The organism is Tenacibaculum sp. 1B UA (assembly GCF_033978845.1).
Lineage (GTDB): Bacteria > Bacteroidota > Bacteroidia > Flavobacteriales > Flavobacteriaceae > Polaribacter.
Map to the genome: position 1 here is coordinate 26,411 of NZ_JAKVUA010000008.1, position 23,658 is coordinate 50,068.

Consider the following 23,658-nt stretch of genomic DNA (forward strand, 5'->3'; position numbering starts at 1 on the left):
TATGAGGCTGGCTTTTTATATATTGTTGTGTTCTACCCAATGGCTTTTTGCGCAAATTGACAGCGACATTGTTCCTGTAGAAATAAGCCTCCCCCAAATAGCCTTACTTGATATTGAAGATGGTAGTCCTGTAATTTTGAATCAGATCAACCCAACAGAAGCCGGGAACCAACCTGGCTTTGAATCAAATTCGATTCAATGGATCAATTTTACTTCCGCAGTAAGTACCGGAACAACCAGAAATATTACAGCTGCAATTGAAGGGGGAAGTATCCCTTCGGGTATAGCATTACAATTAACCCTATCCGGTTATAGTGGCACCGGTGAAGGAAATCTGGGCACTCCAACGGGCGGAGCTATAACCCTGACAACGTCCCCACAGGATATTATAACGGGCATAGGCGGTGCATATACCGGTAATGGCACAGGCAACGGATACCAGGTCATCTACTCCATTTTATTATCGGACATCAGTTTACTAACCTCAACAGCATCAACCAGTTTCGATGTCGTTTATACCATGACCAGCTTATGAAACAAATACCCCTGTTTATCTTCATTTTTTACACACTATTTTCCAACAGTCAGACGATTACAATTAGCGGGGGAGGCTGGACACCAACCATCTCTTCATCTGACATACTTGATGCCGGCAGTGATTATAACACGAATATTTCCAGCAATACAGAACACTCCACCATTAATATCACCGGGACATCGTTGCTATGTTTAGGCATCCTGGTAGCTCCTGACTATCAAATTCGAATAAACCGACAAGACAATAACTGGAACAACCTATTACAGCTTTTTTTAAGAAGAACAGGAGATGGAGAACCTACCCTATTATGCTTAGGTTGTTTCATAGAAAACGGCAATAATTATATTGAAATTGAGAGTATTGACAAATACTTTTTTAACATACGTGGTTGCTACAGTAACGTCCCTATTCAGTATGAACTTAGAGGCTTGTCCGTCCTTATCCCGCAAGACAACTATAGCACAGAAGTTATTTATACTATAACCAATTTCTAAATTACATTTTTCATAAATAACAAGCCACATTCTACCAGCTCAGAGGTTTTTAGAGTACCGTAAGTCCATATTCCCTCATTTTTTTATAAATGGATAATGCGTCCTGAAGCAGGGTCAATGTAAGTTCTACTGATTTTTTCATTTTAAAAACTACTACCTATCTAAACCTAAAAAATAGGTTTATACATTTAAATAATAACCAACCTCCCTTGCTTTTTTCTAATTAAATTGTAATACTTTAGTTTATCTTAACTTTCATGAAAACCATACCTATAAGACATCTAAAAGCTTCACAAAAAGAACCAAGTTTATCTGGTAATTTTATGATTAAAAGCCTTGAGGAACTTCTCAACGGAAAGGATATGATTCATGAACTTCACAGACACGATTTTTTCTTCTTTTTAGCATTAAAAAAAGGGGTTGGAAATCATGAAATAGACTTTGTTAGTTATGAAGTAACTGATTATACTTTTTTCATAGTCCGTCCCGGTCAAGTACACGAATTAGAATTAAGAAGTAACAGTGAGGGCTTTATGATTCAGTTTAATACTGATTTTTACTATTCAATTGAAAAAGAGTTTAATTATTTACTACAAAAAGCTAGTGCTACAAATTATTATCAATTAGAAAAAAATAGTTTTTTAAAATTGAATCTGTTATTAATATCCACTTCTACCGAATATAAAAATCAAGCTGTAGCATATAGAGAAGTTATAAATTCTAACCTTCGTATTCTTTTTATAGAGTTAATGAGATTAAGAAACACTAGTAATAAAACCTCTAATACTAAAGATTTGTATATTCAAGAACGTCTTGAAGAGTTTTTACACTTATTAGAAACCAATATTACTAGTAAAAAGCAGGTATCTCAATATGCTAATATATTGAGTCTGTCTAACTATCAGCTAAATGCAATAACAAAACAAGCTTTAGGTAAAACAGCATCAGAACTTATAAACGAACAAATTATTTTAGAATCAAAAAGATATCTTCTAGCAACGTCTAACCAAGTAAATCAAATTGCTTTTCATTTAGGGTATGAAGATGTTTCTTATTTCATTAGGTTTTTTAAAAAACATACAGGTTATTCTCCTGAAGCGTATAGAAAAAAACTAAAATAAGTACAATACTACTTTACATTTATCCTATCATAAAATTTTAAACTCACTATACTTTTACATCATATAATTTAAATCAAAATATGATGAAAAAAAGCGATATAAAATATACAGCGTTTTGGGATGAAAGATATCAAAACCTAGATTTTGCTTATGGTAAAGAACCCAATTTATTCTTTAAAGAGGAAGTGCAAAAATTAAAGTCAGGAACAATATTGTTGCCTGCAGATGGAGAGGGGCGCAACGGCGTATTCGCTGCAAAGTTGGGTTGGAATGTTACTGCAACCGATTTAAGTATTGAAGGAAAAAATAAAGCCCAAAAGCTAGCCAACGAATCAGGTGTACCTCTAAAATATATTGTAGGCGATATACAAAACCTTGAATTTCCAAAAGAGTCTTTTGATGTCATCGCTTTAGTATACGCGCATTTTTCTGCCTGGAAAATTTCTATTATTCATCAAAAATTAACCACACTTCTTAAACCTGGAGGATACATCATATTTGAAGCATTTAGCAAGAATCATCTTAATTATCAAAAAGATAATCAAAAAATAGGTGGCCCAAAAGATATAGACATGCTATTTTCTATAGAACAAATACAACAAGATTTTACTGGATTTGAAATTCAAGTTTTAGAAGAAAAAGAAGTCTTTTTAAATGAAGGAGCTTGCCACAACGGAAAAGGGAGTGTAATTCGTTTTATAGGTAAAAAAATTAGTTAAAAATGAGAAAAACACTAATTGTAGTATTGGTTTTTACATTTTTTTCTGCTAATGCTCAAAAAGTCGATCAGTTTAATTCATGGTGGTATTATTCTGGAAAATACCGATTAACTGAAAAATTTAATATTGAAACTTTATACTCTTGGAGTAGACATAATTTTGTTAAGAACTGGCAACAATCAAAATTACGACTAGGTGGTAGTTATGATTATTTAAAAAATGTAAGCTTCGGTGTTGGATATGAATGGGTAGTGCTCTTTCCTTATGGAGCACACCCTGTTTCTGAAAAAAGAACAGAACACAGAGTCTATGAATACTTTAATCTAAAAAATAAAATTAAAACTGTTGCTGTTAATTATGGAATGTTATTAGAGCAACGAATTATGAAAGATAGAATAAGACATCGATTACGATTAATTTTAGGAGTAAAAGTACCTTTAATACAAACAGAAGGTAAAACGAAATTAGGGCTATCACTTTCCAATCAGGTCTTTTTAGATATTGATAAGTATGCTAATAATAATCATTTTGGACAGAATAGAATTTATGGGGCTTTTAATATCCCTATAAATAACACTTTTACGTTAAGTTTAGGGTACATGAATCAATACATAATAATAAAAGATAATCGTATTGAAAACGATCATACTTTAATGGTAAAACTATCTCACAAAATTGACTTTAGAAAAAAAAAGAAACGATTTACTTTGTAGTCTTTTTTAGAAAATTCATTATAAAGATTATAAAATTTTAGCAATTGCCTACGAAGCTGGTTTTACACCTTCTGAATTTCGAAAACAACAATTAAACACACTGGCTGTTTAACTACTTTACCATATAAGAAAACCTTGAAATCAGATGACTCCAAGGTTTCTGTCCTAATATATATGTTTCTTTTTTACTTTACAGGGTTAAGCTTACTTATAGCAGTAATCGTTCCTCCTTCTACTTCAATTCCTTGTGTAGCTTTTGCAGTTGCTGCATCTATATTGTAAACATAACTTCCAGTTTTTGTTGTTATACCAATATAAACTATTCCTTCTGCTTTAGATACATAATGCCCTTTTGATGCAATACTTTCTATACCTTCTTTTGTAGGAAGCCCAGTTACATCTGTTAACGTTTTAGCATATACATCTACAATTGCCAAATCTTTTCCAGTACTATATGTACCTTTTGAAGCTGTATCGTGTAAATTTACCAAGAATTTACCATTTCCTAAGTATAAGTGAGAAGTAACGTATCTATTACCTGAAGCTTCTTCAATGTTATAATAAAAAGTTTGGTCAAATGTTGTTTCTCCTTTTTTAATTCTTGTTATTGCTGATGGCTTTGTAGATGTTATTTTTCCATTAGTTGTTGCTACAGAAGAAGAAAAAGCATAAGCATCTCCTTTTTCATCTACAGACAAACCTTTGTTAAAATAGCGTCCAATATGACTAGTTCTATCATCATGAATCGTTTTTACATACTCCATTTCTGGGTATGAATATACTGCAATATTAGCTTCGTTAGGGTAAGCCGTTCCAAATCTATCTGTAGAATTTCCTTTAATTGTATAATAAGGTAAATACACATAATCACCTACTTGCGTTATCCAAGTAAAGAAAGCCAACTCTCCATTTTCTTTATTTGCTAAATCTTTGGTATTAATTTGTCCTTCTGCTACAAATTGTGATGTTCTTGTATCAAGACGATACCAAGAAGCGATAGGTGAATCAGAACTTCTTGATATTTTCATTAACAATAAATCGTCTTTAACTGGAGCAAATGCTTGTACAGTTTCTGACTGAAAATTAGACAATTTATCTAACGTTCCTTTATTATTTAACTGGTATGTTGTTACTGCCCCTGGGTTTCCTTGTCCGTATAATAAACTAAAAAACTTATTATTACTGGTTACATAATAACGATACGTTCCATCTTGCTCAATACCATTCCCTACTGTACTAATTTTCCCTTGGGATAAATTATCTGTTGTAAGTATATAATCTGCAACTCCTTCTGATGCTTTTGGTGTTGCTGTTATTAAGTATTTAGCTCCTTTTTGAGGTGTTTCTCCCTGTTTCGGAGTATCATCATCACTACAAGACGTAAAAATTGCCGCTGCAATAAATAAAGCTGAATAAAGGTTTTTGTACTTCATTTGTTTTAATTTATAATTGTTATTTAATTATCTTCTATAAATATGTGTTCTTAAAAAAAAGTGTATTTAATTTTTCCTGTAAAATTTCTACTAGGTTTTTGTAGACTAAAATTGTCATAAAGTTCAGCATTTAACAAGTTTCTACATTCTAAAGTAAATTGTAGTTTCTTGTTTAATGAGTATGTAAAACTTACATCGTGTGATATTTGTTGAGGAATTTCAAGTTTATTACTCCCTAAACTTGGCCAGTACAAATAAAAATCATGAACAAACAACAAGTTATAGGCTATGTTTAATTTGTCTTCTTTATTCCATAGATTAGAAAAAGTGTAGCTTGCGTCAGCATTTCCAAATAAATAAGGCTCGTTAGGAACTCGATCTTTGTAAACAACACTAACCTCTGTTTGATTATCTTCATATTTTGTGTTATTTCTTAAGTTTTGATAAGTTATGTTTGCCCCTAAAGAGATTTGATTATTAAAGTTATATCTTACCTCTGCTTCTACACCTAGGTTGGTTACACTCCCTAAATTATCCATAACTTGCCTGCTTTGATTTTTATTAAACGTAGGTCTAATAAAATCTTTAGCATCTCTATAAAAACCACTTGCATTGAAATTAAAAGAGTGTTTACTATTTGTATGTTTCCAAAGGCTAACTCCTAAATTATAATTATTGCTACTTTCTGGTTTTAAACTTAAGTTTCCTTCTAAATTAATTACATCTCCATAAAGTTCATTTGCTTCTGGTAAACGATAACTTTTTTCATAAGAAGCTTTTAATTGTATATCATCGTTTACAAAATATGTTGCTGCAAGCCCATACCCTGTATGATTAAATTTATTAACTTGATTTCTATACGCTACATCTCCGTAGTTTCCACTAGGGTTATATGCTTCTGCAAACTTATTTCTTTGATAGTATTTTTTTAAAAAGATTGAAGTATTCCAGTTTGAACTTTTAAAGTCATAGCCTAACCCCATCACATTTTTCATCACTTTTTTGGGGTGTTCGTAAATTTCATTATCTGGATTTAACTCATTATGCCCTACTCTATCAAACGTATTAAGAGTATTACTAAATGTTATTTTATGCTTATTATTTAGTTTATAGTTTAAGCTTGTTGTTGTAACACCTGCGTTATTTTTGTATTTATATAAAGAATACGAACGCTCTCCTCCAGGGCCATCATATTCTTTAAAATCTCCAAACCAATTGTAACGCCTATGCAACGTATCAATATTTTTTTCTTCACCCAAGTTGATATTAGCGGTTAACTTAAAGTCTAAGTTTTTAAATATAAAGTCGTTCTTTTTATACTTTACACTAGGCATTATAATATTACCTTTTGTATGCCAAGCTCCAAACACACTTACCATTCTTGCTCCTGTTTGGATTTCTCTATAACTCTTCCCTAGGGTTATACCAAACAATAATTGATCTGCGAACTTAGTATTTACAAAACCTACATTAAAAATGGCTACTTCGTTATGGTAAGTATCATTAAAACGTTTTACCCTTTGGTTGGGAAAGTATTCTCCAGTGTTTAAATCAGATACATCAACGTTTACCTTATAGTCGTTATCGGAATAATTTTGAAAAGCATTTAATTGCGCAGTAAACCCTGATTTTGCTACATAAACAGCATTTACATGTGATCTATGAGTATTAAACGATCCTAAAGAATACGAAGCTTCTAAATGACTTTTTTTATGTTGTTGTGTTATAATGTTTACAGCTCCTCCCAATGCATCTGCTCCTAAACCTATAGGTACTACTCCTTTATATATTTCTATGCGTTCTGCTAAACTTATTGGAATGTTATTAATTTGTAGCGATGAACCAAAACTATCCATGGGCAATCCATCAATAAAAAATCGGACTTGATTTCCTCTAAAACCGTTAAGTGAAAAATTCATTCGAGAACCAACACCTCCACTTTCTCTAATACGCACTCCTGCTACTCTATCTAATGCATGTCCTAAATCTAAAGAGGTATGATGTAACTCCTTAGCATCAACAACACCTACGTTATATGCTTTTTCTTTTACTTTTTTTACGATACTCTTTCCAGTTACAAGTACCTCATCCAACTCTACTGATGATTCTTCTAATTGTATTGATAATACTAGTTCTTCTCCTTCTTCTATCTTAAAAAATAGTTCCTTAGTTTTAAAGCCAACAAAAGAAACTTTAAGTACATGTTTTCCTTTAAGCTTACCTTTAAAAAGAAAATGACCATTTATATCAGTTGAAATTCCTTTATTCGTGTCTTTTATAATGACTGTTGCTCCAGAAATTGGGTTTTTCCACGCATCTACTACTGTTCCGGATAATTTAGATTGTGTATATCCTACGAATAAAAATAGAAGGTTAATCGTTATAAAACTTATTGCTTTCTTAAATATATTCACTTTATTTTTATTTAGACTTAATTGAAATTAAAAACAAAATTACTCTTATAAAACTGTAAGCTTTATACGTTAAACGGATAATTAGCTACGCTAAACGGAGTAAATAATACTGATTATTAAGATGATTCTTTTAAAGCTTTTTATTTCTTTTTATTTTGAAGAAAATACTAAATGATGTTATTGAAAGTAGCAACCAAAAAGCATCTACCACAAAAATTTGTGAATATCCTTTTTGCCAAGAAATCCATAGCCAATTGCCAGTAATAGCACCATTTGAGATAGGTACTAGGAATCCTAAAATACTTCCTAATAAAAGTGATATTTTGTTGGTAAAATGATTGTCTTTTTTTGCGATAAAAAGTGAGCTTAGTATAAGCCATCCCCAGAAAAATACTTGGTAAATAAATACTTTTTTATTGTCTCCATTGCTGCTTGAAAAACATTTAACGGCAATAAAAACTAGAGCAGTTATTGGATATAAGCTTAAACATATAGCCATATAAATATTTACTAACCAAGTGTTGAATTTACGTTTGTAACTAGGTACGCTTTTTTTATCTCTTGCAACTAACCAAATAAGCACACCAGATATGATTACAAAACAGGTTACAAAACCTAAAACCAGGTAAATTAATTTCATTCCATAACCACCAAAATCTCCAAAGTGTAATCTTTTTAAAAGATTTGTAGCTCCTTCTATATATGATAAGCTATTTTTTGAATCTTTTTTTTGTACTATAAATCCATCTGCTGCTTTGAATGTAATCGACCCTGAACTTAAAAAGTTATCCTTATACTTTGGATACCCTCCTACTTTTACGTGCATATTTGCATCTCCATAATTAAATATTTCGATATTATTTAATTGTAAGCTAGAGTATTCTTTTTTTGTTCTAACTAAAAAATCATTAATAGAAATAGTTTTTTCTAATTCTACTGCTTTGTACTCATAATTTATATCTTTTTCGTAATTCAATACTTCGGTTAAAGCTTTAGAACTATCATTAAAAATATAGTTTTGCACAGGTGCTAACATTACCATATAACCAATAATTAGGTATGCGCCTGTAACAGCAAATATAAATTGATATGGTAGTCCTATTACACCGAGTGCAACATGCGCATCTGTCCAAATAGTTTTCCATTTCGTTTTTGGTCGAAATTGGTAAAAATTAGGTACTACTTTTTTCCAGTGAACAATAATTCCTGTTATAATTGCAAACAAAAAGAAAAAAGCTATTAAACCAGCAAAAACATACCCAGATCGTCCGTAAAAATTTAATTGCGCAAAAAAATGTAGCCTGTAAAAAAATTCTCCTAAAGAATAGTTTTGGTTATAATTTGCTTTTTTAAAGGTTTTTAAATTTGTATAAAAAAAAGCTCTTTTAGGCTCTTTTTTTGGTGCCAATGTATCTTTGGACTGCCCCATTCTGGTGATTACATTTTGTCCTTCTACATTTCTATAAAAAGAGAGGTCTCTACCTTTTAGGTAATACTCTTCTCCTAAATTATTTAATAAAGCATCAAAATCTCCTTCTAAAAAAAAGTTTTTTTCAACGGGCTCATTTCTTTCCCAAGCTATTATTTCATCTCTTAAAAAAGAAATAGATCCTGTAAAAAAAATTACATATAATGCTGCACTTATAACAATACCACTAATGGTATGTGTATGAAACATTATATTATATACTCTCTTAGCCATAATGGTATTTTAGTATTTTATTATAATTGATTTGGAGTATTTAAGTAAATAACTGTAATAAATAGAAGACTAACGAGAGTATAAAGCACCCATATTTTCCATGCACTTTTGGCTAAAAAGGCTAAAATCATTAAAACCACCCACATAATAAATCCAAAAAAACGTAGTGTCATTATTACATTTGGTATGTTAAAAAAAGTCATTAACATTATGTGAAAGGTTTCTGTTACAACGTATCCTCCTACAAAACCAGCACTTATTTTTGCAATGCGTTGGATAGGTGAACTTGTCAAATATTTTTTATTTGCTGGCATAATTATTTAAGATAAACTTCAAGTAATAGTGATAAAATCATCATAGCAACTAATATTGAGAGTTTTAAAAAGCGTAAAGGTTCAATTAAAACAACTAAACTTGACACTAACATTAGTAGAGTTAAATATGAAAATATTCCTGCGCCAAAACCTAAACATAAAACCGCGCTAGTTAAACCAATAATTAACAGGACTACACCTATATACTTTCCTTTTATTTTATTCTCATTAATCCATTTCTGAAGAGGTAAATAAAACGTTAAATCTGCTCTATTTGAAGTACTGTATAAAAAATAAAAACCTATGAGAGCTAAACAGCCTATAATTGTTAACATGCTATTTTTTTATAAGTTATAACTAAAATCGATTCTGTCATTTTTTATGTTAAAATTAATTTTTATTTATTAAGACTGAATAAAAATAAGTTATTTTTGTTTTCTGCAAAACTAATTTTTATTCGAAAATCGGGGGATACGTTAAACGGATAAAAAACATACGTTAAACGGAATAAGAGAGTATGAAGGTTACCATATATAATAATGAAGAAGCTATTTTTGATAAGCTATCTAATATTAAAAATACAAATGATAATTTTTACAAAACCTTAGTAACTAACTTTAATGAAGATAATTTTAAAGGTTGGTATAAGGAGCATGTATTTGAAAACTTCAAAATAGGTTTTGGCTCCATAAAAACAATAAAAGGCTATAAAATATCTTTTAATATTAAAGGAGAAAGTATAGAAATGTTGTTTAACTTACAAGGGAAGTTTACTATACATATACCTGAAATAGAAAGCAAGTATTTTTTTAATTCTAACTCACATAATATTAACTTTTATAGCAATACAAAAGGCTTTTTAGAGTGTGGATCTTCAGAATCTTTTATTGTACGCCTTAACTTATCTCCTTTATTCTTTATTCAGTATTTACCTGATGGTATTAGGTTTGATGATTTTAAAAAAATTATTAATGATAAAAAATTTGGTAAAATTAATTCAGAAAACTGCTTAATAAATTCAAGAATGCATTTTTTAATAAAAGAAGTTATTGACTCTGAATGGGATAATCATTTTCAAAAAATACATGTTACCTCTAAAATCTTAGACCTTCTTTTATTGCAACTTTATCAATTTACACCTAGTACTCCTAAAAAAAACACAACAAAACTAACTACTAAAGAAGCAAATAAAATTGAAAGGGTCTATGAATATATACTTAATAATTATACATCTCCGCTAACCTTATCTTTGTTATGTAAAGAAATTGGCACCAATGAATATGCCTTAAAAAAAGGATTTAAAACTACATTTGGTATTACCGTTTTTAAATTTATTCTTAATTTAAGAATGAATAAAGCTAAAGAACTATTACTAAAAGGCTATACTGTAAATGAGGTATCTGAAAAGGTAAGTTATAAAAACCCACAACACTTTTCTACAGCCTTTAAAAAGAAGTTTGGTACCTCTCCTAGTAAATTTTTAAGTAAACTAAGCTTTTATGATATAAAAAATTAATAAATGTCAGTTTTTAGTAAAAACCCCCGAGACTTTTTTTGTTTATTTTTTTACTAATTTACTTCTAATTAATAACTATTTGTAGGTGCATTAGCATAGCAGAAATTTTCTAGGGTTTTAAAATTTATACCCTAGAAAAGTTAAAAAGTCGAAGTTTAAATCTTTATTAAAATTAAGGAGTGCTGTTCCTACACCAATTATTCCGTGCGACATAGAAAGTTGAGCATTAATATCAAACTTATTAAAAGTTGTGTCAAATCCAGCCCATTCATTATCATGTCTTTTATGTTCTTTTGTTTTTGTATACCAATAGTTTATTGAATCATTAAGAAAATCTTCTTCTAATTCTTTTCTAAACTTTTTTAGTAAAGAAGCAATTCCTAATGAACCATAAAATAAATTAGCATCTGTTAAGTATTTATTTTCATCGTCTTTAAAATTAGCTGCGTTTTTTAATGTTTGATTAACTACCTCTTTGTAAACTTCTAAATTACACACCTTAACTGCTTTATGAATTCCATAGGCAATTCCAAGATCTCCGTAATTTAAATTGAAAGAAAAAGATACGGCATCTTTAACGTTATTTGTACAAAAAGGAAAAAGAAATGTTTTGTCCTTTAACTTAGACTCAACAACATATTTTATAGCTTCATTTATTAGTTTCTTTGTCCTTTTTTTCTCAAATCCTAACCCATATAATTCAACTAAAAAATCTACAATTCCTATGACTCCATGTTTTACTCCTAACTCTACTAAATATCGTCCTTCTCTTTCAATGGTAGAAACCCAATAAATTCCAGTTGTTTTTTTATCTTTTTTTGCTAGTTTTTCTATTTTAGAAAGAACTAATGAAAATAATTCATTGTAATTTCTTCCGGAATATTTGGCTCTATTTATAAAGTAATTGCCATACTTCAATATTCCAGTAACTGGATTTAGATTGTCTTCTTTTAATTTATCTATTAAAAGTTCTTGAAGAATTGAGTCATAGTTATCGAAGTAAAATGCTACTTCTTCTTTTTTTATAACACCTTCTTTGATATAAAAGTCAAGCAGAATTCCTATTTCTATAATATCTGCTATAATATCATTTCCTTTATAATCTTCATTTAAACCACTGATTGATTTCTCTAAAAAAGAGAGACACTTATCCTTATTATCCTTATAATGATAAAAAAGAGAAACTCCTGCTAATCCGTTAACAACTCCCATAGAAGTTAAAATTCCATAATTATTGTTAATTGATTTTTCTATTTCTAAAATTATATTGTTTGTATCCATTTCTAACTTCCTAATTCTAATTGATTTTTTACTAAACTAAAATAGTCTCCTTTCTTACCTACTAATTCATCATGGCTTCCTACTTCACTTACCTTCCCTTTCTTTAATACTACTATTTGATCTGCGTGTTTTACTGTACTAAGCCTATGAGCTATTATTACAACTGTTCTTCCTTTAAAGAAGTTGAATAAATTATCATGAATCTTCTTTTCATTTTCGGCATCTAACGCTGAAGTTGCTTCGTCAAAAAACATGTAGTGTGGATTTTTATAAACCGCTCTTGCTATTAATATTCGTTGCTTTTGTCCTCCAGAAAGTCCACTACCTGAGGCTCCTATTTTTGTATCATATCCTTGAGCTAACGAATCAATATACTCATCAATATTCGCTATTTTTGCTGCCTCTCTTAACCTTTCATAATCAATTTCTTCATCTGATGTCGCTATATTTCTTTTTATTGTATCAGAAAAAATAAATCCATCTTGCATTACTACTCCACAATGTTTTCTTAAACTTCTAGGTGAAATATTTAAAATATTTTGGTCATTATAACTAATATGACCTCCTATAGAGTTATAAAACCTTAACAATAACTTCATTAATGTAGTCTTTCCACTTCCACTTGCCCCAACAATGGCTGTAACTTTTCCGTCTGGAATATATAAATCAATATTATTAAGAACAAAAGGAGACCTGGGACCTTCATACTGAAAAGAAACATTACTCAACTTCACACCTGTATTTGTACCATTATTTGATAACTTTAACTCAGAGTATGACTCTTTTTCTTCAGGGTCTTCATTTTGTACTTCATTTAACCTTGATAAACTTAATTTTGCGTCTTGTAATGATCTTATAAAATTAATCAACTGATCTACAGGAGAATTCATCATACCTATTATATATGAAATACTTAATAAAACACCTAAAGTCATGTCTCCGTTTACTACTAAAATTGCTGTATAAAAAGATACTAGTATGTTTTTTACGTGGTTTATAAACGTGAAGCCTGATGATTGAATTTGATCTAATCTTAATATTTTTAAATTTATATTAAACAACCTATCTTGAACTGTTTTCCATTGGTTACACTTATACTCCTCAAAAGAGTTCAATTTCATTTCTGTTACTCCATTTAGTATCTCGTATATCGTTTCTTGATTGTTACTGTTTTCAATAAATCTATTATAATCTAATATTTTTCTTTTCTTTAAGAAATAATGAGACCACAACACAGACAGAAGTGTTAATGATGTATAAATTAATAGTATTGTTATATTATAGTAAGCCAATACTCCAAAGAATACTGAAAAAGTAATCATTGAGAAAAATGTAGTTATTGATTGTGATGTTAAAAAGTATTCTATCCTATCATTATCTTGTATTCTTTGTTGAAAATCTCCAATAAGCTTTGAGTCGAAAAACTTTAAGGGTAAATCCAATGTTTTTAACAAAAATTCTGAAATTATTTTAATACTTATTTTGGTTCCTACCACTAATAATGACCAGTTTCTAAATATCTCTATAACAATTACTCCTAGATACAAACTCAGCTGTGAGAATAAAATATATTCAATATAGTTTACATCTTTTTTATCAATTCCTTTATCTATTAGGTACTGTGTTAAAAAAGGAAAAACCATATTTATTAAACTTCCTAGAAGCATTAAAACAAATACAAATACCAACTTTTTTTTATGGCTTTTAAAAAAGTCTATAAAGTATTTTAATGATATTTTTTCTGGTTTTTTAAATTCTGTATTTACGAACTTATTTTGTGGTTTTAAGAACAATGCAACTCCTTTTCCATTTTCACCTAACCATGATTTGGAAAATTTCTCATCATTTAAATTTACAAAACCATGTGCTGGATCTGCTATTTGCCATTTCTTTTTCCTAGCTAATAAATGTGGCCTTTTATGTTCTTTTAGAACTACAAAGTGATTATTATTCCAATGCAAAATACATGGATAATTTAAATTATCTATATCTTTTAACTCTTGTAATCCTAGAGTAGCTGAAAAAGTCTCAAAACCTAACTTTTTTGAAGCTTCATCTATTCCTAATAAAGAAACTCCTTCCTTTGTTATATAACACTTTTCTCTTAGGTAATTTAGTGATATTTCTTTTCCGTAATGACTTGCAACCATTCCTAAACAAGATGGGCCGCAATCCATTTTATCATATTGTCTAATAAGCTTCATTTTCAACTTGTTTTTGGTTATACTTTCTCTTACCAATCTCTTGGTTATAATATCTTTCTAAAATTCCATACATTATAAGTTCATGAAACCTAGGATTTGCTTGCACAAATCTATTTACATGCATGTGAATATAACTCCATAACAAATCATCTAAATTTTCTTTAGCGTCTATACTTAATTGAACTTCTTTTAATGCTGAATACCTCTCTTTATATATGTTTTTTACCTCAATTTCTGGTGTGTTTAATATGCTGTTTATATCTTTTACATATTTTCTAAACTTGTTGTTTACATCTTTTTTTATTGTTTTTACTTTACCATACTCAACCCAAAAACTATTAAACATAGTATTTATAATTTGATGTCTTTTAGCTAAACTGATGTCAAAAACATTAAAAAAATCATCTATTGATTTTAAAATAAAAAGCCACCTTCTACTCTCTCCATTATCTTTTAGATACTTTAACATGTTTACGGTGTATTCTGAATCTATATGAAATATAGTTTCAGAACTCTCTATATTTTGCCAATAATACCTTTCTAACTCCCTGTTGTATGTTGACAAGTCTAACTTCCATATTTTTTGTTCTTCTAATAAATGCGATAACTCATTATGAATAATCTTAGACATCTCTGAGTAGTTTTTTTCATTTTTTAAATGAAATCTTAGCCTTAAGTGAAAATCTGGATCAGTAAAACGAATAAAAAACCACTTATCTATTATACCTGATGCTTTTAATTTTGTTGCTATTCTAGAAATGTTTTCAATTAAAAGTTGATCTGATGTTATTCTTCCTGTATAAAGCTTAAAATATACCCATTCATCACCGTAAATAAAGGTTCTCTTTACATTATTGTTTTCAACTTTATATGTATTTGTAGAAATATTTTTAAATATCTTTAACTCTTTTTGAGATTTAACAACTCCAATATATTCATTCGCGTAGCTTTCAGGTGTTTGATTGTTATGCATATCGTAAACACATTCTGTAACTCTTAGAATTTTATTTTTTTCTATTTCTTGATATAGTATGTTAAGTGTATTGTAATTTTCAATATCAATAATCATTTTATCTTCACCTCCACTAGTTATATAAATATACCTTGGGACACTTTTCTTTATTAAATCTGCTTTTAGGTTTTCTATTTCTTTGTAATTATCTTTCTTTAATAACCATGTTGCTTTTCTTAGAATTACATCTTCACCGTATGTTAACCTTGGACAATATTCTAAATCTCCTATATTAAATCCTCCAAAGTTTATTGAATAATCATTATGACGATCTTGTGATTGTAAGTCGCATAAAAAATGATAAATAGGCAGTGAATTGTAATGATAATTCTGAGCTGAGCTTAAAAAAGGAACAACTTCTTTATTCTCTTTTTTTGATCTAAGAACTATTCTATTTCTTTTCAAGCTAATATATAAGTCATTTACGTCTATAACTTTGGTATTACCAGAAGCTTTTGATATTATACTTATTTCTGCATCTCTATTTACTTTTCTTATTAGTATGTTTCCTGCTCTGTTATTAGGTAGATGAATAACTTCTGCTACAATTTTATTTTTAAGTAACGACTTTTCAAAATCTGTTACATTATTAATAATCTCTTGAACATCTGTATCACTATTACTAAACCTTCCTATTAAATTGGTTCCTGTTGTTCCTCCAATGTGTTTAAGATATATTTTATCTTTAGTGTATGAATAAGAAATAGAAAAGGCACCATTTTTAGCTTCATTTTCTTCTTTAAAAATGGTTAAATCTTCTTTTGCTAAATTTATTTCTTTCTTTTCAGGGTTTTGAAGCAATAAGTTAAGCCAAAAATTATGAACCTTTGTTTCTACTTTCCTTTCTGATGTAACTTTTCGAACTTGTGGCATAGTCACATCATCTATTAAATCAGAAAATATTACTTCATCTTTTAAGTGGGGTAAATACCCTATTCCTAACTCATTATCTAAAGCCTCAACTAATGCAACTTCTTTATCTTCATATCTATTATAAAAACTCCTTTTAAATACATTTAAATTTGAATCTTCTTTTATGTTTTTTTTAGATACCTTAGATAAAACACTCATTAATTTATTTAACCTTATATCTATGTTTCCTGTATCATTTGTGTTTTTTGAAATCTTTTTTAAATTTGAATTAATGACAAATTTTTCTTTAAAATCAATCCCTATATTTTTTAAATTTTTAAAAATATCATCGTAAATATCTATTGAATTGAAAACTTTTTCATCTAATTTTATCAGCTTTTCTTTAACTTTTATTAATGATGAAAATATTTTTTTTAACTCTTCATCTGTATCTATTTTGGAACTATTTTCTTTATAAAAATTAATTACTTGATTTAAAAGGTCTTCTTCATTTAATGTAGCTTCAAATGAGCTTATATATATTTTTGAATTTATTAAATCTAATAAATAGGCAGTCACCTCTTCTTCTTCTACTCCGTCTACTAAATTTAATATCATATTTTTTAATTCTTCAAAAGTCATTGTATCATTTTCATGTGACACTAAATAGTCTATCAACTCGTCACTATCTATTGAAGAAAGTGTATAACTTATATTTCCTTTAGAAAATTTTGGTTCTATATACCTATACTTGTCTCCTATTTTATATATAGTATTGTTTCTTCTGTATTTTACTGTTTGTATAATAACCGGATGTTGATTAAGGTGATTTAATAAGTTTAGCAAATACTCTAAATCAATACTTGAATACCTGTTATATTTTTTTTCGTTATCTAAACTACTATTTGAGCTTAAAGTAGTGTAAGAAGTAAAAAGACCAAAAGGCACTGTATTTGAAACTGATCTTAAAAAGTATTTTAGTATAGCTTCGTTTATTTTTCCTCTTTCTTTCTCTTTTTTTACTACTTTTTCCCATTCTTTATATAAACTAGGAGATGATAAATAAACCGCTTCAGAGAACTCCTTATTAAAAAATAAAGAATCTATAAAACTATTTAGTTCTTTTTCTTTTTTGGGAATTTGATTGTATTTATTTAAAGAAAATAATGGTTGTCTAATTATTTTGTTTGGTAATAAACTAATATTCTTCATCTTAAAACGTTTTAAGCACTTGTTGTGTTGTTAATTCTTTTATTAATTCTAAGTTTTCTAACTTAGCTTCTATATCTTTTTCGGTATCGCATATTATGACTTCATTTACCCCATATGCTTTTTGAATTTGCTCTAATTTTTCTAAAAAAGTATACTCATTAACCGAAATAATTTTCAAGCCTTCTCTCTTGTTTTTATACTCCTTTTCTTCTTGTTCTACTTCTTTTGTTGTTTTTGAAAAAGTAACTGCTATTGCTATAGCTACTTCAGGAAGTTGCCCATTCGTTTGATAATACTCTTCTTTATACTCTTGTAATCCTTTAAGATCCTCATCATATTCAAAAACATCCAAACCATGCATTAGGGATCTACATATATTTAATTTATTTTTTATTGCTAAATCTTTTTTTCTATAACTGTTAGATAGATACCATAAGGAAGGTGCAATTCCTTTAAATGGAGGAAGTACAATCTTGCTCTCATTGTATTTTTTTTCTTCTTCATGCAGTAGTTCACATATCGCTTGAAGGTTTTTTTCGTACATCGTATTTTCAAATGTGCTATTATTTAAATTGAAAAAATTATGTTGATGTGCGTTCTCTGGACGTCCTTTAGACAAACCAAAATCAATTCTGTTATTATAAATATTATTAAGTAGTTTATAATTTTGCGCCAAAGAATATGGTGAGTAATAACCTATTAAAGCCCCTGCAGATCCAATCCTAATATTTTCTGTCATCCCCGCAATTAGAGTCATTAAGATCTCTGGGTTATTATATGGATGTACAGCACTAGCTCTGTGGTGCTCTGTAAGCCAAAATCTAGAAAAATTTAACTCATCTGCCCTACATGCATAAGTAAAAATATCTTCTATAGCATGCATTGAATTTTGTTTATTGCTAGCTGCAAACTCTAGTATTCCTATTTTTAATGTATCATTTATCATAATAGTAGTATTTTGGACCAGTTAAATTCTTCTTCTCTTTCAAACTCTAAAAGAGATAAAGCTGTAGCCGGCAGATTATTTAAAAAATTAAGAGGATGTTCTTTTATAGTACTTTCAGTAAGATAGTTTAATGTTTTTTGATACCAAAAGTTAGATGCTTCTTTATACTTTGAGTTTCTAGTTTTTTTATATAAGAACATGTATGTTTTTAACACACCTGAACTTCCAAAGTAAAACCTATGATCCCAAATTCTTGTATGTTTCTCTTCTCTTTTTTCAAGGCTTTCTAAAGCTATTTTATTAGCAATAGTTAATAGTTCATTAGTTTTAAATTTTTCATTTAATGAATATATTAATGTAGAAAAATTCACATCACAATTAGACCAGGCTAGCACAGCTCTATAGTTTAAGCCTTTTTCAAACTCATCTCCTTTGTGAATACTTCTAGGCAAGTAGTATTTCTTGTCTTTGATTATTTGATATTCATTCTTTTTCATAATATTTATTAGTTTATCTAATAAATATCTTACGAAATACTCTGCTCTTTCATCATTTATATCATTTAAAACTTTTATTATCGCACATAATCCGTGGGCATAACCAATGTGCACGCCTTCTATATATGTGTATTCATTATAAAATAAAAAGTTTTTATCCTCTTTTAACTTTTCAAACAAAGCTTCTAAAACTCTATTAACATGAGGTTTGCTATCTACATAATTTAGATAAAATAAAATTCCAAAAGGGCCTCTAACGAAATCATAATTATTATTTTGAATTAACTCAATAGCTTGATCTACTACTATGTTATTTATTTCTTCTAGTTGTGAATTGTAACCTTCATCTATTATTTTTTCTTCAATTAGTAACTGTAAAACATACCCTAAACCGCTCAAACCATTTTCTAATGTAGAATCATACATTAAGCTAGAAACACCTTTTTCAATATTTGTAAAAACAGACTCTAAGTTTTTTTCTATTCTTTGTAAATGATCTTCTTTATTAAAAACCTTATAAAGGCATAAGTAGTAATAAACAAGTCCTAACTTTCCATTTAATAAACTATCTGACTCTAAATCTTCTCTTTTTATTTTATCTATATTTTCTATTAATTTATGTGCTTCTTTCATTTTGTATGACTTTAAAATACAGCAGCAATTAAACTGCTGTATTTATTATTATTTTAATAGAGTTATATTTACTTTGCAATTTCATTTTAGTTTAAAACTTGATCTGCAGATCCATTACACGTTCCTGTGTCACAAGACGCATTACATGTAAAATTTAAACAAGAAATACTTGCTGCGTCTCTAACCCCTCCTTTTAATTGAGACATTTGAGCTTCTTGAAGCTTCGTTATTGCTTCTTTATTTAACTTTAATCCTTTGTTTAGTGTGATTTTTTTCATCTTTATTTATTTTTAGACAAGGTTCTTTTAGGTTAAAAAGAACCTTGTTCTATTAATTACTATTTAATTAATAACTTGATCTTTACAAGAGTTTCTATTACAAGATTTAATACAAGATCCATTTGCACAAGTAAGACCTTCTGCTTCTCTTACTCCTCCTTTAAAAGAAGACATTTGTGAATCTTGAAGCTTTGTAATTGCTTCTTTGTTTAATTTTAACCCTTTGTTTAATGTGATTTTTTTCATCTTTTTGTTTTTAATTAATTACTTGATCTGCTCCTCCTTTACAAGAGTTTTTATTACATGATTGTATACAAGATCCATTTGCACAAGTAGCTCCTGCTGCTGCATTTATACCTCCTTTAAAAGAAGACATTTGAGAATCTTGAAGCTTTGTAATTGCTTCTTTGTTTAACTTTAATCCTTTATTTAATGTGATTTTTTTCATCTTTTTGTTTTTTTAATTAATTACTTGATCTGCTCCTTTACATGAATTTTTATTACATGACTTAATGCAAGATCCATTTGCACAAGTAAGACCTTCCGCGTCTCTAATTCCTCCTTTGAAGGAAGACATTTGTGAATCTTGAAGCTTGGTAATTGCTTCTTTATTTAACTTTAATCCTTTGTTTAATGTGATTTTTTTCATCTTTTTGTTTTTATTATTGTATTCGGTTAGCGTTACAAGAATCCTCATTACACGACTTAATACAAGATCCATTTGCACAAGTAAGACCTTCTGCTTCTCTTACTCCTCCTTTAAAAGAAGACATTTGTGAATCTTGAAGCTTTGTAATTGCTTCTTTGTTTAATTTTAACCCTTTGTTTAATGTGATTTTTTTCATCTTTATTTGTTTTTATTATTAATGAATAACTTGATCTGCTCCTCCTATACAAGAGTCCTCATTACATGACTTAATACAAGATCCATTTGCACAAGTAGCTCCTGCTGCTGCATTTATACCTCCTTTAAAAGAAGACATTTGAGAATCTTGAAGCTTTGTAATTGCTTCTTTGTTTAATCTTAATCCTTTGTTTAATGTGATTTTTTTCATCTTTAAAATTTTATATTTAATTAATTACTTGGTCCGCTGAGCCATTACAAGAGTTTTCGTTACAAGATTTGATACACGATCCGTTTGCACAAGTAAGTCCTGCTGCTCTAACACCTCCTTTAAAGGTTGACATTTGAGAGTCTTGTAACTTTGTAATTGCCTCTTTGTTTAACTTTAACCCTTTGTTTAATGTGATTTTTTTCATCTTTAAAAAATTTATATTGAATTAATTATCAGTTATATTTTTAAGACTTTAACTGTTTTTCGGTCTGTAAACCTTGGCCTTGGTTATTTTATATACTCAATTATTATTGAGCTCTATTTTGTATATCTCTATTACCTGATCTATCTCTTTTTGTTCTAATATTTTTATTTCCAAATGTGTATCTTACTATAAAACTTAATGATCTTGAATCGTAATAGTTATTATAAGTTGTTTTAACATTGTTATAATAACCTGTCACAGTAGTTACACTTGTTTTTAAAATATCATTAGCATACATCACTAGGTTTAAATCTCCTTTTAGTAGTTTTAATCTAAGAGATAAGTCTAAAGGACCGTAACCTCCATGTCTTGAAACATTTTGTTTTGCTGCAAAAACATGGTAATAATTAACCCCTAGTGATAGCGTTTTTTTAGAATTTAATTTTATATAGTTCTGAGTTTGTACAAAGGCATTAAAACCTTCTTGCTCTCCAATAGTTTCTGGTATTGATGAAGACATTTTAGAATATCCTATATCTATTGTGTTGTATGAAGTCAACCATTTTAATTTATCAAAGATATACGTATCTGTTATCCCGTAATTTTCTATATTTAAATGGTTATAATACGTATAGTTTACCACTTTACTTACAGGGTCTAACTCTGAAATTTGTTCATACCTATCTGTAATCTTTTGACCATAAATCTTTAATTCGTTCTTTTTAGAATTAAATATCAGTTCTGTGTTAGTAATAAATGAAGGTTGTAAAAACGGATTACCTTGTATTGTTTTAAATGGGTTTACAACTATTTTAAAAGGATCCAAGCTTTCAAATCTAGGTCTATTTAATCTCCTACTTACATTAAACGACAGAGACTGATTTCCCTTTAACTTGTATGTAAGGTATAGTGTAGGAAAAAACTTAGTATACTTATTTTCGTTCGATTGGTTATTCGATTTAGAGTATGATTTAGTTACTGTACTCTCTACTCTAAGTCCTGCTTTTGCACTAAACTTTTCTGAAATTTTCTTAGTTCCTGATACATATGCTGCATAAATATGCTCGTCATAATTAAATACATTAGATTGATTCTCATCTAAAACTGGGGTTCCATCAAAACTATCATAAAACTTAAAGTCATTATTAGTTTGAGAAAAAGACACCTTACCTCCTAACTTTATATCTATTGAGTTATAGGGCAGCGATACGTCTATTTTTCCTGAAATATTTTCAAAATCATAATCTATACTTGTATTGTTTGAAAAAGTAGGAGTTATCATATTTTGTTCTCTCCTTTCTCCTTTATTTTCACCTTCTTTAAACGAAGTAGACTTATAATAATCTACATCTAACGAAATCTTTTTCCCTAAACTATCTAGTTTAATTGTATTGTAAAAATTTAACGCATGGCTCTTGGCGTCTTTGTTAGAAACTCCATCAGATAATAAGGAGTACTTTAATTCATCCTTTAAATCGTAAATCAAATCTTTATTATCTGTCGAAGAAATTATATCTGAGTTTGTTCCTGAGTATCCTAACCCTAATTCCCATTTGTTAGTTAAAGTTTGAGTAAATGACAATCTATAATTTAAATACTCGTCCTCATATTCTGAAGGTCCATTACCTCTCCATGTTTCATTTGTAAAAAAGTTATTATTTCTAAAAATGTTTCTTTTTAGATAAAGTCCATTAGAAATATTTACAGTTAAATATGTGTTTTTCTTTTTATAATTAAGAGCTAGGCTTCTTCCGTAGGAAAATAATGTCCTCTGAGTACTTGATACTCGGGCTACGGCACTCCAAAAGTCTTTTTTTTCTTTTTTTAAGACTATATTAATTACTCCTCCATTTCCTTCAGCCTCAAACTCAGAGGGTGGTACTGTTATTACCTCAACTCTAATAATATCGGAGCTATTAATACTGGCTAAGTACCCTCTTAAATCGTCTCCTGTCAACGGCAACATTTTACTGTTAACCATCACTCTTACAAAACTTTTTCCAAGCATTGTTAATTGGTCATCTCTAATAACTATATTAGGTGTTACCCTTAATACCTCTACAGCAGAACCTAACTCTTGAGCAACTGTTTTATCTATATTAAAAACTAAACGATCATTTTTCCTAACTAATGTTTGTTTTTTACTAGTTATTATTACTTCTTTGAGTAGGCTTGTATCCTCTTCTAAAACAATATTTCCTAAATCATTCGTTGTTACATTAATTTTCTTGGTTTTAAAACCTAAAAAGCTTATTTCAATAAAAAATGAAGTTTTTTCTTTTACTTTTAACCTAAATTCCCCTCTATCATCTGTAGTTACTCCATCTATCAGCTTCTCATTTATAGAATCATATAAAATTACATTGGCTAGAGAAATTGGCTGCTTTTCTGTATCAACAACCACCCCTTTATATGTTATTTGAGAGAAAATGTTTGTACACATTAAAAGCAGAATCATATTTAGAACTTGTTTCTTCATTTCTTTAATTTATTTTATTATACTTCAAATTTAAATGACC

The 23,658-nt window shown here is 28.8% G+C and carries 23 protein-coding genes; 5 read left to right on the top strand and 18 right to left on the bottom strand.

From position 1 onward, the window contains the following. The first annotated feature begins 1 nt into the window (after position 1). The 4 genes from MK851_RS08015 to MK851_RS08030 all read left to right on the top strand — a co-directional run bounded on the left by MK851_RS08015 (position 2) and on the right by MK851_RS08030 (position 3,585). Positions 2–535: a hypothetical protein gene (locus MK851_RS08015; protein WP_303510944.1), complete on the top strand. Its 534-nt coding sequence runs from the start codon at positions 2–4 to the stop codon at positions 533–535. Positions 536–1,289: 754 nt separating this feature from the next. After that, positions 1,290–2,153 (top strand): helix-turn-helix transcriptional regulator, encoded by an 864-nt coding sequence (locus MK851_RS08020; RefSeq protein ID WP_320243000.1) that lies wholly within the window; start codon positions 1,290–1,292, stop codon positions 2,151–2,153. Between the two features lie 83 nt (positions 2,154–2,236). Next, complete coding sequence (locus tag MK851_RS08025) at positions 2,237–2,872, top strand: class I SAM-dependent methyltransferase (RefSeq protein WP_320243002.1); 636 nt, start codon at positions 2,237–2,239, stop codon at positions 2,870–2,872. A 2-nt stretch (positions 2,873–2,874) separates the two neighbouring features. Continuing rightward, positions 2,875–3,585: a DUF2490 domain-containing protein gene (locus tag MK851_RS08030; RefSeq protein ID WP_320243004.1), complete on the top strand. Its 711-nt coding sequence runs from the start codon at positions 2,875–2,877 to the stop codon at positions 3,583–3,585. 185 nt (positions 3,586–3,770) lie between these two features. Here the strand turns inward: MK851_RS08030 and MK851_RS08035 are convergent, their stop codons facing one another. The 5 genes from MK851_RS08035 to MK851_RS08055 all read right to left on the bottom strand — a co-directional run bounded on the left by MK851_RS08035 (position 3,771) and on the right by MK851_RS08055 (position 9,783). Continuing rightward, complete coding sequence (locus MK851_RS08035; RefSeq protein WP_320243005.1) at positions 3,771–5,018, bottom strand: DUF4374 domain-containing protein; 1,248 nt, start codon at positions 5,016–5,018, stop codon at positions 3,771–3,773. 50 nt (positions 5,019–5,068) lie between these two features. Beyond that, complete coding sequence (locus MK851_RS08040; protein WP_320243007.1) at positions 5,069–7,432, bottom strand: TonB-dependent receptor; 2,364 nt, start codon at positions 7,430–7,432, stop codon at positions 5,069–5,071. A 130-nt stretch (positions 7,433–7,562) separates the two neighbouring features. Continuing rightward, positions 7,563–9,134 carry a PepSY-associated TM helix domain-containing protein gene (locus MK851_RS08045; RefSeq protein ID WP_320243009.1) on the bottom strand — a complete coding sequence of 524 codons (1,572 nt, stop codon included), beginning with the start codon at positions 9,132–9,134 and terminating at the stop codon, positions 7,563–7,565. Positions 9,135–9,154: 20 nt separating this feature from the next. Continuing rightward, the gene (locus MK851_RS08050; protein WP_303509168.1) at positions 9,155–9,448 is read right to left on the bottom strand and encodes a hypothetical protein; all 294 of its coding nucleotides are present in this window, start codon (positions 9,446–9,448) and stop codon (positions 9,155–9,157) included. Between the two features lie 2 nt (positions 9,449–9,450). Further along, positions 9,451–9,783, bottom strand: coding sequence for a hypothetical protein (locus tag MK851_RS08055; RefSeq protein WP_303509166.1), 333 nt, complete (start codon positions 9,781–9,783; stop codon positions 9,451–9,453). 182 nt (positions 9,784–9,965) lie between these two features. On the opposite strand from MK851_RS08055, the gene MK851_RS08060 reads away from it, so the two are divergent. Then, a complete protein-coding gene (locus MK851_RS08060; protein ID WP_303509161.1) occupies positions 9,966–10,964 on the top strand; it encodes a helix-turn-helix transcriptional regulator in 999 nt (332 codons plus the stop codon). Positions 10,965–11,081: 117 nt separating this feature from the next. Here MK851_RS08060 and MK851_RS08065 read toward each other — a convergent pair whose 3' ends face one another. The 13 genes from MK851_RS08065 to MK851_RS08125 all read right to left on the bottom strand — a co-directional run bounded on the left by MK851_RS08065 (position 11,082) and on the right by MK851_RS08125 (position 23,618). Beyond that, entirely contained in the window at positions 11,082–12,245 is a 1,164-nt protein-coding gene (locus MK851_RS08065) for a lanthionine synthetase LanC family protein (protein WP_320243013.1), read from the bottom strand. A 2-nt stretch (positions 12,246–12,247) separates the two neighbouring features. Next, complete coding sequence (locus MK851_RS08070) at positions 12,248–14,449, bottom strand: peptidase domain-containing ABC transporter (protein ID WP_073184754.1); 2,202 nt, start codon at positions 14,447–14,449, stop codon at positions 12,248–12,250. Further along, positions 14,436–17,525: a lantibiotic dehydratase gene (locus MK851_RS08075; RefSeq protein WP_303509155.1), complete on the bottom strand. Its 3,090-nt coding sequence runs from the start codon at positions 17,523–17,525 to the stop codon at positions 14,436–14,438. The genes MK851_RS08070 and MK851_RS08075 overlap by 14 nt, the downstream gene beginning before the upstream one ends. Before the next feature lies 1 nt (position 17,526). Further along, positions 17,527–18,471 (bottom strand): LLM class flavin-dependent oxidoreductase, encoded by a 945-nt coding sequence (locus MK851_RS08080; RefSeq protein ID WP_303509152.1) that lies wholly within the window; start codon positions 18,469–18,471, stop codon positions 17,527–17,529. Further along, on the bottom strand, positions 18,468–19,601 hold the full coding sequence (locus MK851_RS08085; RefSeq protein WP_303509150.1) for a lanthionine synthetase LanC family protein: 1,134 nt from the start codon (positions 19,599–19,601) through the stop codon (positions 18,468–18,470). Before MK851_RS08085 ends, MK851_RS08080 begins: the two co-directional genes overlap by 4 nt. Before the next feature lie 86 nt (positions 19,602–19,687). Continuing rightward, positions 19,688–19,879 (bottom strand): class I lanthipeptide, encoded by a 192-nt coding sequence (locus MK851_RS08090; protein WP_047790188.1) that lies wholly within the window; start codon positions 19,877–19,879, stop codon positions 19,688–19,690. 63 nt (positions 19,880–19,942) lie between these two features. Then, entirely contained in the window at positions 19,943–20,125 is a 183-nt protein-coding gene (locus MK851_RS08095) for a class I lanthipeptide (protein WP_047790189.1), read from the bottom strand. Positions 20,126–20,135: 10 nt separating this feature from the next. Continuing rightward, complete coding sequence (locus tag MK851_RS08100) at positions 20,136–20,327, bottom strand: class I lanthipeptide (RefSeq protein WP_047790190.1); 192 nt, start codon at positions 20,325–20,327, stop codon at positions 20,136–20,138. A gap of 12 nt (positions 20,328–20,339) precedes the next feature. Further along, positions 20,340–20,528 (bottom strand): class I lanthipeptide, encoded by a 189-nt coding sequence (locus MK851_RS08105; RefSeq protein WP_125064394.1) that lies wholly within the window; start codon positions 20,526–20,528, stop codon positions 20,340–20,342. A gap of 13 nt (positions 20,529–20,541) precedes the next feature. Then, the gene (locus MK851_RS08110; RefSeq protein ID WP_047790192.1) at positions 20,542–20,724 is read right to left on the bottom strand and encodes a class I lanthipeptide; all 183 of its coding nucleotides are present in this window, start codon (positions 20,722–20,724) and stop codon (positions 20,542–20,544) included. An 18-nt stretch (positions 20,725–20,742) separates the two neighbouring features. Then, complete coding sequence (locus MK851_RS08115) at positions 20,743–20,934, bottom strand: class I lanthipeptide (RefSeq protein WP_320243022.1); 192 nt, start codon at positions 20,932–20,934, stop codon at positions 20,743–20,745. Positions 20,935–20,950: 16 nt separating this feature from the next. Further along, positions 20,951–21,139 carry a class I lanthipeptide gene (locus tag MK851_RS08120; protein ID WP_303509141.1) on the bottom strand — a complete coding sequence of 63 codons (189 nt, stop codon included), beginning with the start codon at positions 21,137–21,139 and terminating at the stop codon, positions 20,951–20,953. Positions 21,140–21,242: 103 nt separating this feature from the next. Continuing rightward, positions 21,243–23,618, bottom strand: a complete 2,376-nt coding sequence (locus tag MK851_RS08125; protein ID WP_320243025.1) for an outer membrane beta-barrel family protein — start codon at positions 23,616–23,618, stop codon at positions 21,243–21,245. Positions 23,619–23,658: the final 40 nt, after the last annotated feature.